The organism is Streptomyces beihaiensis (genome assembly GCF_026274175.1).
In the GTDB taxonomy this organism is placed as follows: Bacteria; Actinomycetota; Actinomycetes; order Streptomycetales; family Streptomycetaceae; genus Streptomyces; species Streptomyces beihaiensis.
In genome coordinates this window covers 1-12,762 of the sequence record NZ_JAPHNL010000323.1, presented here as the reverse complement: position 1 = coordinate 12,762, position 12,762 = coordinate 1, and the positions used below count along the sequence as shown (strand labels likewise).

13 protein-coding genes are annotated in these 12,762 nt (G+C 71.7%); 3 read left to right on the top strand and 10 right to left on the bottom strand.

Annotated features, from left to right (window positions below):
• Positions 1-7 precede the first annotated feature (7 nt).
• Positions 8-1,264 (top strand): styrene monooxygenase/indole monooxygenase family protein, encoded by a 1,257-nt coding sequence (locus OFY01_RS29585; protein ID WP_266605111.1) that lies wholly within the window; start codon positions 8-10, stop codon positions 1,262-1,264.
• Positions 1,265-1,299: 35 nt separating this feature from the next.
• Here OFY01_RS29585 and OFY01_RS29580 read toward each other — a convergent pair whose 3' ends face one another.
• The 4 genes from OFY01_RS29580 to OFY01_RS29565 all read right to left on the bottom strand — a co-directional run bounded on the left by OFY01_RS29580 (position 1,300) and on the right by OFY01_RS29565 (position 4,590).
• On the bottom strand, positions 1,300-2,391 hold the full coding sequence (locus tag OFY01_RS29580; protein WP_266605109.1) for a C40 family peptidase: 1,092 nt from the start codon (positions 2,389-2,391) through the stop codon (positions 1,300-1,302).
• 136 nt (positions 2,392-2,527) lie between these two features.
• On the bottom strand, positions 2,528-2,833 hold the full coding sequence (locus tag OFY01_RS29575) for a hypothetical protein (protein ID WP_266605107.1): 306 nt from the start codon (positions 2,831-2,833) through the stop codon (positions 2,528-2,530).
• A 10-nt stretch (positions 2,834-2,843) separates the two neighbouring features.
• Positions 2,844-3,569, bottom strand: a complete 726-nt coding sequence (locus tag OFY01_RS29570) for a TetR/AcrR family transcriptional regulator (RefSeq protein ID WP_266605105.1) — start codon at positions 3,567-3,569, stop codon at positions 2,844-2,846.
• Between the two features lie 82 nt (positions 3,570-3,651).
• Positions 3,652-4,590 carry an AurF N-oxygenase family protein gene (locus OFY01_RS29565; RefSeq protein WP_266605103.1) on the bottom strand — a complete coding sequence of 313 codons (939 nt, stop codon included), beginning with the start codon at positions 4,588-4,590 and terminating at the stop codon, positions 3,652-3,654.
• 148 nt (positions 4,591-4,738) lie between these two features.
• On the opposite strand from OFY01_RS29565, the gene OFY01_RS29560 reads away from it, so the two are divergent.
• The gene (locus OFY01_RS29560) at positions 4,739-5,854 is read left to right on the top strand and encodes a ferritin-like domain-containing protein (RefSeq protein ID WP_266605101.1); all 1,116 of its coding nucleotides are present in this window, start codon (positions 4,739-4,741) and stop codon (positions 5,852-5,854) included.
• A 49-nt stretch (positions 5,855-5,903) separates the two neighbouring features.
• Positions 5,904-6,713 (top strand): hypothetical protein, encoded by an 810-nt coding sequence (locus tag OFY01_RS29555; protein WP_266605099.1) that lies wholly within the window; start codon positions 5,904-5,906, stop codon positions 6,711-6,713.
• Here the strand turns inward: OFY01_RS29555 and OFY01_RS29550 are convergent.
• The 6 genes from OFY01_RS29550 to OFY01_RS29525 form a co-directional block, all read right to left on the bottom strand.
• The gene (locus OFY01_RS29550) at positions 6,694-7,155 is read right to left on the bottom strand and encodes a DUF3291 domain-containing protein (protein ID WP_266605097.1); all 462 of its coding nucleotides are present in this window, start codon (positions 7,153-7,155) and stop codon (positions 6,694-6,696) included. The two genes, OFY01_RS29555 and OFY01_RS29550, sit on opposite strands and share 20 nt — an antisense overlap.
• Before the next feature lie 68 nt (positions 7,156-7,223).
• Positions 7,224-8,690 (bottom strand): penicillin-binding transpeptidase domain-containing protein, encoded by a 1,467-nt coding sequence (locus OFY01_RS29545; RefSeq protein ID WP_266605096.1) that lies wholly within the window; start codon positions 8,688-8,690, stop codon positions 7,224-7,226.
• Complete coding sequence (locus OFY01_RS29540; RefSeq protein WP_266605094.1) at positions 8,687-10,075, bottom strand: FtsW/RodA/SpoVE family cell cycle protein; 1,389 nt, start codon at positions 10,073-10,075, stop codon at positions 8,687-8,689. The genes OFY01_RS29545 and OFY01_RS29540 overlap by 4 nt, the downstream gene beginning before the upstream one ends.
• Positions 10,076-10,124: 49 nt before the next feature.
• On the bottom strand, positions 10,125-10,499 hold the full coding sequence (locus OFY01_RS29535; protein ID WP_266605092.1) for an SH3 domain-containing protein: 375 nt from the start codon (positions 10,497-10,499) through the stop codon (positions 10,125-10,127).
• An 81-nt stretch (positions 10,500-10,580) separates the two neighbouring features.
• Positions 10,581-11,999 (bottom strand): ATP-binding protein, encoded by a 1,419-nt coding sequence (locus OFY01_RS29530; protein ID WP_266605135.1) that lies wholly within the window; start codon positions 11,997-11,999, stop codon positions 10,581-10,583.
• A gap of 74 nt (positions 12,000-12,073) precedes the next feature.
• Positions 12,074-12,762, bottom strand: a 689-nt coding sequence (locus tag OFY01_RS29525) for a hypothetical protein (protein ID WP_266605090.1), incomplete at its 5' end; no start/stop codon positions are given.

Below are 12,762 nucleotides of genomic sequence, written 5' to 3'. Positions count from 1 at the left end.
GGCCGCAATGTCACGGAAGATACTCGTCGTAGGAGCCGGCCAGTCCGGTCTTCAGCTCGCCCTGGGCCTTCAGTCCCACGGCTACGAGGTCACCCTGATGTCCAACCGCACCGCCGACGAGATCCGCTCGGGGCGGGTCATGTCGACGCAGTGCATGTTCCACACCGCGCTGCAGCACGAGCGCGACCTGCAACTCAACTTCTGGGAGTCGCAGGCACCGAGGATCGAGGGCCTCGGCGTCTCGGTCGCCGCGCCCGGCTCCCACGACCCGGGCCCCACGCAGCGCGCCATCGACTGGGTCGGCAGGCTCGACGGCTACGCCCAGTCCGTCGACCAGCGCGTGAAGATGGCCGGCTGGATGGAGACGTTCGCGCAGCGCGGCGGCCAGCTCGTCATCCACGGCGCGGCCGTCTCGGACCTCGACTACTTCTCGCGCACGTACGACCTGGTGCTCGTCTCGGCGGGCAAGGGCGAGCTCGTCTCGATGTTCGGCCGTGACGCGTCCCGCTCCCCGTACACCGAGCCGCAGCGCGCGCTGGCGGTGGCCTACGTCCACGGGCTCGGCCCGCGCCCCGAGCACCCGGACTACGACGCGGTCCGCTGCAACCTGGTGCCGGGCGTCGGCGAGCTCTTCGTCATGCCGACGCTGACGACGTCCGGCCGCGGCGACATCCTCTTCTGGGAGGGCATCCCGGGCGGCCCCCTGGACGTGTTCAAGGGCGTCAAGGACCCGGCGGAGCACCTTTCGCTGACCCTGGAGCTGATGGAGAGGTTCACGCCCTGGGAGTACGCGCGCGCCACGAAGGTGGAGCTGACGGACGCGAACGGCACGCTGGCCGGCCGTTACGCGCCGACCGTGCGCAACCCGATCGGCCGGCTTCCCGGCGGCGGCGCCGTGCTCGGCGTGGCGGACGTGGTCGTGGCCAACGACCCGATCACGGGGCAGGGCTCCAACTCGGCGTCCAAGTGCGCGGCGTCGTACCTGGCGTCGATCCTGGAGCGGGGCGACGAGCCGTTCGACGAGGCGTGGATGCGGGCGACGTTCGACCGGTACTGGGACACCGCGCAGCACGTCACGAAGTGGACCAACACGATGCTTCAGGCCCCGCCGGAGCACGTGCTGAACCTCATCGGCGCGGCGGGCGGGCTCCAGCCGGTCGCCGACCGTTTCGCCAACGGCTTCAACGACCCGGCCGACTTCGAGAACTTCTTCTACGACCCGGAGAAGACGGGCGCGTACCTGTCGTCGGTGACCGGCGCGTAGCCGGTGCCGCCCGCCGCCTCGGTGCGGCGGGCGGGTCACGACGGCTCCGGCCACGGCGCCCGGTAGCCCGGCATCGCCCCGGCCTCCGGGTCCGGCCGCACCGCCCCCCGCACCGGGTACGTCGCGATGGGTGAGACCTTCACCCGGGCGCCGGGCCGGGGGGCCTGCACCACCATTCCGTCGCCCAGGTACATCGCCACGTGCGTGGCGTCGGGAAAATAGACGACCAGGTCCCCGGGCCGGAGCTCGGACAACCGCACCCGCGGCAACCGAGCCCACTGCTCCTGCGACGTCCGCGGAATCGCCCGCCCCGCATGCCGCCACGCCCGCGCCGTCAGCCCTGAACAGTCGTACGCCTCCGGCCCCTCCGCCCCCCACTCGTACGGCTTCCCGATCTGTTTCACCGCGAAGTCGAGCGCGGCGTTCCCCGCCCGCGACGGAGCCCGCACCGCCGTCCCGAGCGCCCCTGACGCCATGAACTTCCGCTGGGCCGAATCGACCCCGGCGTCCTCAAGGCGGGTGAGCGCCGCCAGCTGCTCACCGCTGAGCGAGGCCAGCAGTTCCTCCACCTGACGCAACCGCCCGCGCACCGTGTCCCGGCGCTTCTTCTCCTGGTCGGCCAGCTTCAGCTGCGCGTCCAGCGCGGCCCGCGCCTTCGTCGCCAGGTCGTCGGCCCTCCTCTCCCCACCCACGAGACGGTCCACGGCGGCCCGCCGCTCCTTCGCCGCCTGCCCGAGGACATGCCCCTGGTCGAGCGCGTGCTCCGGATCGGGCGAGAGCAACAGCCGTACGTACGGCGAGATGTCGCTGTGCCCCTGGTACTGCTCGCGCGCGAGGCGACCCGCCGCGACCCGGCTGTCGTGCAGGGCGCCCCGGGCCTCGGCCAGCTTCCGGGACATTTCGTCCGTCTCCTCGCGGCGGGACCTGAGCGCCTCCCGCGCGGCGTCGTACGCCTCGGTGGCCTCCTCGGTCTGCCGGTACAGCTTCTGAAGATCCGTCAGCAGCGTCGCGACGGACCGCTCGCCGTCGGGCCCCGGAGCCGCCGCAGCCGCCCGGGCCGGCACGGGCGCGAGCAGCGCCCCGGCGACGGCGGCCGTACACACCCAGCGCACCACTGTGCCTGACACGTCATCACCTCCCGCGCGGGGCAGCCTCCGTGCCCGCACGGGGACACCTCACAGCGGGCGACGTCGCGCCGCCCGGCGGGCTGCTCGCTTCGGCCCAACCCGGCCACCCCTCCAGGGGGTGCGCGGCGAGCCGCCTTTACGCGGGGGAACCGCCCGCTTCGTCGTCGTCGCCGTTCTTCCGCGACGTCGACCAAGGCCACCGCACCCCGCCGGGCACCTTCCCGTCCGGCACGAACACGTACCGCCAGCGCTGGACGAGCCGCACGGCCTTCCCGTCGGGCACGGCCTCTCGCGCGTACACGTACTCACGCTCGGGCCCGCCCTCCGGAGCGGGCACGGGCACCCGGTACACCTTGGGCGGGTTGCCGGTGGCGGTGAGCAGGACGGGCAGGGAGCGCCCGTCCAGCGGTCCGCCGACGAATGGGATGTCTTCGCTCTTCACACGGCCAGTGTCACAGGAGGTGCGCCGCGTCGCTCACCACGGGCAGCACCCGCCGCGCGAGCCCGCCCGCGGGCCCGTCCGGCGTCTCCAGGGCGAGGGCGGCGCGCACGACGTCCGCGGTCTGCGCGTCGCGGCCCGCCGCCGCGGTCAGGACCGCCATGAACTGCTCGACGAGTCCGTCGCGCAGCTCGTCGAGGGGTGGCTGTTTGTCCTCGTCGAGCCAGATGAGGGAGGCCGCCTCCACCGCGGTGATCCACATGCGGACGGTCATGCGCAGCCGCGGGCCCGGCTCGTCGACCGCGAGGTGGTCGAGGATGTGCTCGGCGGCGGCCCGCCGGACCCCGTCCACGATCGCCGTCGTACGGGAGGTCTCCACCACGCTGCCGCCCTGGAGCAGCGCGGCGAACCCGGTGTCGTGCTGGTCGACGAAGGCCAGGTAGCGGTCGAGCGCGCGGGACAGGCGGGCGGTGAGCGGGCCCTCGGGTGGCTCGGCGAAACACTGCTCCAGGTCGTCGGCGGCCGTCCGCAGCGCCGCCTCGTACAACTGCTGCTTGCCGCCCGGGAAGTAGCGGTAGACCAGCGGCCGGGAGACCCCCGCGGCCTCGGCGACGTCGTCGAGCGACACCTCCTCGGGCGCCCGGTGCGCGAACAACGACAGTGCCGCGTCGAGCAGCTGAGCCCGCCGCGCCTCGACGCTGAGGCGCCGGTAGGCGGGGGTTCCGGTTGCCGAGGTCATGCAGGAAGCGTAACCCTGCCGGGGCGCGCCGGTCCGGGGTGGCGGGGGGAGCGCGGGACCGTGCGAGGACGCGGCCCCGGTTTCAGGCCAGGAGCCCGGACGACCGCCACAGGCGCCGCCCCACCCCGCGCAGCACGCCGATGTCGTCCAGGAAGTCGGTGAGCCGCTTCGCGCCGGTCTGCATGATCTCGCGGCGGTGGCCGCTCGCCTTGACCTGGGCCATCGCCTGCTTCTTGTCGAGTCCGACGTTCGTGTAGACCTCGGGGTTGATGAAGGCGACCGCGAAGACCCGCGCGAACTCCCCGGAGGTGAGCCGCGTGAACTCCTGCGACCAGCGCGGCGCCGTCACCATCTGGCGGCGCAGCTCCTCGCGCGCGTACCGCACGTGCCGCGCCTCCTCGACGACGTGGATGCGCGTGACACCGCGGACCAGGGTCTGCACCCGCTCGTCCGGGAAGGTCAGACGCTGCATCCAGTCGAGGATCTCCTCGCCGAGCAGTGTCGCCGTGAACGACCCTGGGGTCGTGGAGACCGTCTTGAACAGGCGGCCGAGGTTGTGGTGGACGGCCGAGACCGGGTAGTGCGGCGTCTCGCCGCGGCCGATGAGCCGCGCGAACATCTTCGAGTGGCGGCACTCGTCCTCGATCTCGGTGAGCGCGTACCGCACGTGCGCGCTCGTCGCCGCCTTGTCGTAGACGTGGCGGACCAGCAGCTGCATCAGGATCAGCTCGAACCAGATGCCGAGCGACGCGAGCGCCGCCGCCTCGTGCTGGGAGAGCAGAATCCGCTGCTCCTCGCTCATCCGCTTCCACAGGGGAGTGCCGTAGAGCGAGACGAGTTCCGGCGGCCAGAACCACTTGCCCTCCTCGAAGGGCGCGTCCCAGTCGAGCTCCTTGTCCGGGTCGAAGGAGTGCTTGGCGGAGGAGTCGAGCAGCCGCTCGGCCACCTGTTCGCGGTCCTTGAGCAGCCCCAGCGCGTCCCGCAGCCCTTCGAGCGTGTCGGCTTCCGTCATGGTCGTCATGGCTGTCCCCAACTCCCGTCACCACTCCCGTTACCGGCGGTCACGCTCTTATGAGACTGCTCGTCAGCAAGGGCGTCAATCCCCCGCGCACGAGTTGTTGACGGTCGACCTTGTTGACCCGTGTCCACCGCCGTGTGAGCCTGCCGGTATGTCGACGCATGAGCTGTACACCATGGCGCCGGACGGGGCCGGCTGGCAGATCCCCTCGGCGAGTTCGGCCCGGTTCAGCTGGGAATATGACATGGCGGCCGACGGGCGCGACCGCCTTCTCGCCCTCTACCAGAAGGGCAAGGACAAGCAGTGGGACGGCGCCAAGCGCATCGACTGGGACCTGGAGGTCGACCCGTACGACCCGCTCGGCACCCCCGACGAGTCACTCGCCCTCTTCGGCACCCCGCACTGGGCGAAGATGACCGACAAGGACAAGGGCGAGCTGCGCAAGCACTACGCGTCCTGGCAGTTCAGCCAGTTCCTCCACGGTGAGCAGGGCGCCATGGTGTGCGCGGCCCGGATCGTCGAGTCCGTGCCCGACCTCGACGCCAAGTTCTACTCGGCGACGCAGACCATGGACGAGGCGCGGCACGCCGAGATCTACGGCCGCTTCCTGCACGAGAAGATCGGGATGCTCTACCCGATCAACGACAACCTCCAGTCGCTCCTCGGCGACACCCTGCGCGACTCGCGCTGGGACATGCCCTACCTCGGCATGCAGGTCCTCATCGAGGGGCTCGCGCTCGCCGCGTTCGGCATGATCCGCGACACCACGGACAAGCCGCTGCCCAAGCAGATCCTCGCGTACGTGATGCAGGACGAGGCGCGGCACGTGGCCTTCGGCCGGATGGCCCTTCGCGACTACTACAAGCAGCTCACCGACGCCGAGCTGCGCGAGCGCGAGGAGTTCGTGATCGAGGGCTGCTACCTGATGCGCGACCGGCTGCGCGGGGTCGAGGTCCTGGAGAACTTCGGCATCCCCAAGGCGCAGGCCGAGCAGTACAGCGAGCAGTCCGAGTTCCTCGCCCTGTTCCGGCAACTGCTGTTCTCGCGGATCGTGCCCTGCGTCAAGGACATCGGCCTGTGGGGCGAGCGGCTTCAGCGGGCCTACGTCGACATGGGCGTCTTCGAGATGGGCGACTCCAACCTCGATCTGCTGATGGCCCAGGACGAGGAGATCGCCGAGCGGCTCGACGCGGAGCGGTTCGCGGCGGAGGAGCGGGAGCGGGTCGAGGAGGTGGCCGAGGCGGTCCGGGCGGGCGGGGAGGACTGACGGGCGGCGGGCGGGCCGCTCGCCGCTCGCATGCAGTAGCGTTCCCGTCGTGTCCACGCCACCGCCGCCCCAGCCGAACCCGTACGGACAGCCGCCCCAGCAGCCGCCGAACCCGTACGCGCACCAGCCTCACCCCGGCTTCCCGCAGCAGCAGCCTCATCCCGGCTTCCCGCAGCAGCAGCCTTACCCCGGCTTTCCGCAGTGGCAGCCCCCGAAGAAGAAGAGCCGGGCCGGGCTCGTCCTCGGCATCGTGGGCGGGGTCCTCGGGATCGTTCTCATCGGCGTCGGCGCGCTCGCCTACGTCGGGATTCGGTACGACAAGTCGTTCCCCAAGGCCGAGTACAGGCTGGAGCTGACGAAGACGCTCCTGGACGGCAAGTACGAGCTCGCCAAGGACCTCTCCCGGGACAAGGGCTCCGAGATCGCGGACCACGCGGACGGGGACTGGGACGCCAAGGACGTGACGGGCGTCGTCGCGCAGTACACACGCGGCGGGAACCAGAGTGACGGGGTGCTGATCGTCTCCGGCATGTACGGCCGGTTCAAGAACACGGACAAGGCCCGCAACAGCATGATGAAGGGCGGCTCCGAGGCCGACAACGCCACGCTCGTCGTCGAGCCCCGGGACTTCCACCCGGCGGGCACCGATGTCACGATCACCTGCCAGGTGCTCACCCACGGCAGCGGGATCACCAAGGTCACCATGCCGATGTGCGCGTGGACGGACGGCAACACCGGCGCCAGCGTCGCCGAGATCACCCCGCGCATCGCCGCCCAGAACCCCCAGGACGTCGACCTGGCGGCCGCCGCCGCCACGGCCGCCAAGGTGCGCTCGGAGCTCAGGAAGCCGGTGGACTGAACGACTTGCGCAGCGTGAAGGCGTGGCCGGTCGGACCGTGCTCGCGCAGGTGCGTGAGCCGCTCCTCCGCCTCCTTCACGGTGGGACGGTGCCCGGCCGGCACCCACCACAGCGCCGTCACGGCCTCGCTCAGCCGCTCGAAGAACTCACGGCGGCGGGCAAGGAGTTCACGGTGCAGGCCCTGGTACATGAAGGCCGTCAGGGCGTTCGGGTCCCGCCACACCGACATGTTGACCAGCAGCCACTCGTCGCCGTAGACGCGCAGGTCGGTGGCGTTGCCGGAGTCGCCCTCAAGGCGCCAGACGAATCCGTCCGCCGAGTCGGCCACGGCGTTCACCGTGTCGAGGTTTCCGGTGAAGTCCTTCATCTCGGGAGCGTCGAGCGGCGCCTTGAGCCGGCCGATGTTCACCTGTGCGAGTTCGTACGTGATCACGTCGGTCATGAGCGCGACAGTAGGCGGCAGAGGGCGGCTGGCCCAGGGCCGTTTCACCCACTGGTACGGGGACCACTTCAGTGGTGGTCGAGCACCGCCTCCATCACCGCACGCGCGATCGGCGCCGCGTTGCCCCCGCCGCTGATGTCGGCCCGGTCCGCCGAGGCGTCCTCCACCACCACGGCCACCGCCACCTGCGGCGCCGACGCGTCGTCGGCCTGCGCGTAGGAGAGGAACCAGGCGTACGGTGTTCCCTCGTTGTGCACGCCGTTCTGCGCGGTGCCGGTCTTGCCGCCGACCGTCGCGCCGGGGATCCGCGCGTTGGCGCCGGTGCCCTTCTCGACGACGTCGACCATCATCCGCTGCAACTGCGCGGCCGTGTACGGGGACATGGCCTGCTTGTACGTGGAGCCGCCGGTCGTGGAGACCGTGGCGCCGCCATGGGTCGTCGTCCTGTCGACCAGGTGCGGCCGCATGATCGTTCCGCCGTTGGCCACGGCCGCGGCGACCATCGCCATCTGCAGCGGGGTGGCCGCGGTGTTGAACTGGCCGATGGAGGACATCGCCAGCTGGGAACGGTCCATGTCCGTGTCGAAGTTGGACCGCGCCGCGGTCATCGGGATGCGCACACCCCCGTCGTTGAAGCCGAAGTCCTCCGCCGCCTTCACCATGCCGTGCAGGCCCACCTGCACGCCGAGCCTGGCGAACACCGTGTTGCAGGACACCTGGAGCGCGTACTCCAGGGTGGCGTTCTCGCAGGCCGCCGACGCGGACTCGTTGTGCAGCTCCGTCGATGTGCCGGGCAGCGGGTACGGGTCCGGGGTGTCGGTCGGCGTGTCGATACTGTCGACGACGCCCTGCTCCAGCGCGGCGGCGGCCGTGACCACCTTGAACGTCGAGCCCGGCGGGTAGGTCTCGCGGATCGCCCGGTTCAGCATCGGCTTGGTCGACGCGGCGTTCAGGGTGCTCCACGCGTCGTGCGCGGCCGAACCCGTGCCGGAGATGACACCCGGGTCGTACGAGGGTGTGGAGACCAGCGCGAGGATCTTGCCGTTGGTCGGGTCGATGGCCGCGACCGCGCCCTTCTTGTCGCCGAGCCCGGCGAACGCGGCCTCCTGCGCGGCGGCGTTGAGCGTGGTCTCCACGTCGCCGCCCGGCTCCTGGGTACGGGAGATGTCGTCCCACAGCGGCAGCGGGGCGAGCATCGGGGCGGTGCCGGAGAGGACGTCGTCCTCGGCGTGCTCGACGAACGACGTGCCGTACGTCTGCGAGGCGTAGCCGGTGACGGGCGCGTACAGCGGCCCGTTCTTGTACGTCCGCTCGTAGCGCAGCGGCTCCTTGGTGTCCTTCGAGCCGGTGACCGGCTTGCCCTGGACGAGGATGTCGCCGCGCGGCCGGTCGTAGCGCTGGATCGCCACCCGGCGGTCGGCCGGGTTGTCCCGCAGGCGCTTGGCCTGGAAGACCTGGACGCGGGCCGCGTTGACCAGCAGCGCGACCAGCAGGACCAGGCAGATGGCGGCGGCCCGGCGGATGTACTTGGTCATGCGGCCCGTCCCAGGGCGGACGGGACGGCCTCGGGCGGATCGCTTCTGCGTGCCTGGTCGCTGATGCGGACGAGGATCGCGACGATGACCCAGTTGGTGACCAGGGACGAGCCGCCCTGCGCGAGGAACGGCATCGCCATGCCGGTCAGCGGGATCAGACCGGTCACACCGCCCGCGATGACGAAGACCTGCAGGGCGACGATCGACGCGAGGCCGATGGCCAGCAATCGGCCGAACGGGTCACGCAGCGCGAGCCCGGCCCGGTAGCCGCGCTCCACGACGAGCGCGTACAGCAGGAAGATCGCGGTCAGCCCGGTCAGGCCCAGTTCCTCGCCCGCCGTCGCCAGGATGAAGTCGGACTTCGCGGCGAACCCGATGAGGATCGAGTGGCCGAGGCCGAGGCCCGTGCCGAGCATCCCGCCCGCCGCGAACGCGAACAGCGACTGGGCGAGCTGGCTCGGCCCGTCGCCCGCGTCGATCGAGGCGAACGGGTGCAGCCAGTTCTCGACCCGGTCGTGCACATGCGGTTCGAAGGAGGCGACGACGAAGGCGCCGACGGCCGCCAGGACGAGCCCGATGGCGATCCAGCTGCCGCGTCCCGTGGCCACGTACAGCATCACGATGAACAGGCCGAAGAAGAGCAGCGAGGTGCCGAGGTCGGTCTCCAGGACGAGCACGCCGACGCTGATCAGCCAGATCGCGAGGATCGGCGCGAACACCCGCATCGTGGGCAGTTGCAGTCGCCAGATCCTCCGGCCCGTGTAGCGCAGGGCGTTGCGGTTGGCCGCGAGATAGCTCGCGAAGAACACCGCGAGCAGGATCTTCGCGAACTCGCCCGGCTGGATGGAGAGGCCGCCGATCCGGATCCAGATGCGGGCGCCGTTCACCGAGGTGAAGAAGATCGGCAGGGTCATCAGGAGCAGCGCGGCGACGACCGAGATGTACGCGTACCGCTGCAACGCCCGGTGGTCGCGGAGCAGCAGGACGAAGGCGATGAACAGTCCGACGGCCAGTGTCGACCAGACCAGTTGGGCGGGGGCCGCCTCGTCGCCGGGCGTCTCCAGGTCGAGCCGGTAGATCAGGACGAGCCCGAGGCCGTTGAGGAGCACGGCGATGGGCAGCAGGAGCGGGTCCGCGTACGGGGCGCGGAAACGTACCGCCGCGTGGGCGAGAAGGGCGAGCACGCCGAGCCCGGCGCCGTATCCGGCGGCGCCGGGCGGGACGGTGCCGTCGTGCGCGAGCCCTACGTGGCAGTACCCGTACACGCTGAGCAGTACGGCGAGGACGAGCAGCGTCAGCTCGGTACCGCGGCGCTGTGGGACGCGGACGGCGGGAACCGCGGGCGATGGTGCCTTCGTTCCTGCCGAGCCCGTTGAACCGGTCATGGCGGGAACGTAGCAAGGGTGTCCGCGATTTCTGGGATATCGGCTTATGTCAGCACCAGCGGGGCGCCGCCCCGATGTTGTCGATGTACTTCGCCGAGCCCCAGGCCCAGGTGCCGTCGGTCAGCAGGTACCAGAGGTAGTTGCCGCGGACGTTCTGGCCGCCGGTCTTGCAGAAGATCGGGACGATCGCCCCGTAGGGTTCCCAGCGCACGATGCGGCTGCCGCGGGTGGGGGCGTCGCGGAGGTTCAGGCCGCCGTTGGCGACGACGCGGCCCTTGTAGGTCCGGTGGTGGCCGGCGTGGTGGTCGCCGTGGTGACCGCCGTCGCCGTCCGCGAGGGCGGGGGACGCGGCGGCGGTGACGGCGGCGAGCGCGGCGACGGCGACCGCGGCGCCGAGGCGGGTGGCGGCTGTGCGTATGGCCATGAGGCCTCCTCTGAGGGAAGGGCGATATGGGCTGGTATGCCCGAAATCACACTAAATTTGCTACGGAGGGGGCGCAAAAGGTCACACGCGGTCGTCGCCACCGCCGCCCGAGGCGCCCGCGCCCTCGGGTCCCTCAGTCCCCTCAGCCCCCTCCGGCCGCCCAGCTCCGTCCGGCTCCCGGGAACCCTCCGGTTCCTCAGTCCCCTCCGGCCGCCCAGCCCCCTCCGGCTCCCCAGCCCCCTCCGGCTCCCCGGAATCCTCAGGCTCCTGGTGCGGAAGGGTGAGCGTGGCCATCGCTCCGCCGTCCGGGGTGTTGGCGAAGGCCAGGCGGCCGCCCAGGACCTCGGTCTGGCCGAGTGCGATGGTCAGGCCCAGGCCGTGGCCGCGCGCCCCGCCCTCGGTGCGGAATCGCTGCGGCCCGTGCGCCACCAGGTAGTCCGGGTAGCCCGAGCCGTGGTCCCGCACCGTGATCACCGGGCCGTTCACGGTCAGGACGACCGGCGGGCCGCCGTGCCGGTGCGCGTTGGCCACGAGGTTGCCCAGGACCCGCTCCAGGCGCCGACGGTCCGTCACCACGCACGCGTCCGCCTCGACCACCACCTCGGTCACGGGAGCCGCCGTCCCCGCGGCGGCCGCGGGCCCGGTCCCGTCGGAGACCCGCACCACCCGCTCGGCCACCTGCCCCAGCCAGACCGCGTCCAGGTCGACGCGCTCGCTGCGCGCGTCGAGCCGGGAGATCTCCAGCAGGTCCTCCGTGAGCGTGCGCAGCGCGGCGACCCGGTCGCGCACCAGCTCCGTCGGCCGCCCCGGCGGCAGCAGCTCGGCGGCGGCGTGCAGCCCGGTCAGCGGCGTGCGCAGCTCATGGGCGACATCGGCGGTGAAGCGCTGCTCGGTCAGGATGCGCGACTGCAGCGACGCCGCCATGCTGTCCAGCGCGCCCGCCACCGCGGCGACCTCGTCCTGGCGCCTGGCACGGTTCGGGTTGCGGCCGTCGGTGCCGGTGACCGCCCGCGGGTCGTGCACGCGCGCGTCCAGGTCGCCCGCGCTGATCTTGCGCGCCACGCGCGCGGTGGTGTGCAGGCGTTGCGTCACCCGGGTCACCGCGAACGCGCCGACCAGGAGCGTCGCCCCGATCGCCAGCACGGACGAGCCGAGGATCGCCTGGTCGAGCCCGTCGATGGTGCGGGCCCCCTGCGAGTAGTCGACCCGCACGGCCAGCGCCCGGCCGCCCGCCGCCGGCCCCGCCGCCCACATCACCGGCTGCCCGTCGTTGTTGTCGACCATCGTGCCGCGCCGTCCGTGCAGCGCCAGGTCGCGCAGCGACGCGGGCAGGTCCGGCGGATCGATCGAGGAGCCGGGGGCCAGCCGGTCGCCGGCCTCGTACGCCTTGGTCACGGCGGTCAGTCGGGTCAGCGCCCGCTCGCGCGCCTCCCGCACGGTCTGATGGCTGACCGAGACGTGCACGAGGATGCCGAGCAGCGCCGCCAGGGCGCAGCACATCACGGTGATGAACGCCGCCGCCTTCCAGGTCAGCGACGCGGTCCAGTAGGGAAGCCGGAGCCGGGGTCCGCCGATCACGGGCTGCTCGGGGAGGGCGACGGGGACGCGGGCGAGGAGGACGCGGGGGCGTGGGAGGCGGCGGAGGGCGACTGCGGGACGACCGACGGCGGTTCGGGCAGCGGTGACGCCGACGGGCTCACTCCGGCGGACGGCGGCGCCGCGGTGCGCACGATGTCCTCGCGCGTCGGCAGCATGGCGTGCTGGTGCCGGTCGTACGTCCACGACGTCCGGTACTCGTAACCGGGCAGGTCGGCGGCGGCCCTGACCACCAGGTTCCGTCCGGCGAGGCGGACGCTGATCACGGAGTCCTCATCCTCCATGATCATGACTGGTCTGCCGTCCGTGTACATGTAGATCTGCACCACGAACTGGTTCTTGGACGCCTTGAACCCGACGATCATGTCGTCCTTGCCGTCGCCGGTCACATCCGCGTAGTACGCGTCCAGGACCGGGCAGCCCGGCCCCTTCTTCCCCGGTTCCCCGCACCGGGCGAGCCCGGCGACGACGTTCTTGTACACCGTCGGGTGCGCCTTGGCCTGGGCGCGCACCACGGCGACCGGGGTCACCCGGTGCAGATCGCCCTGCGGCACCTTCAGGCCCTTGACGACCTCGGTCCTGCCCGACCCGTAGTCCTCGGCGGCCGCGGACGCGGGCGGCAGGGTCGGCCACAGTTGGCGCGGGCCCACCGCCGTCGGCGTCGGGC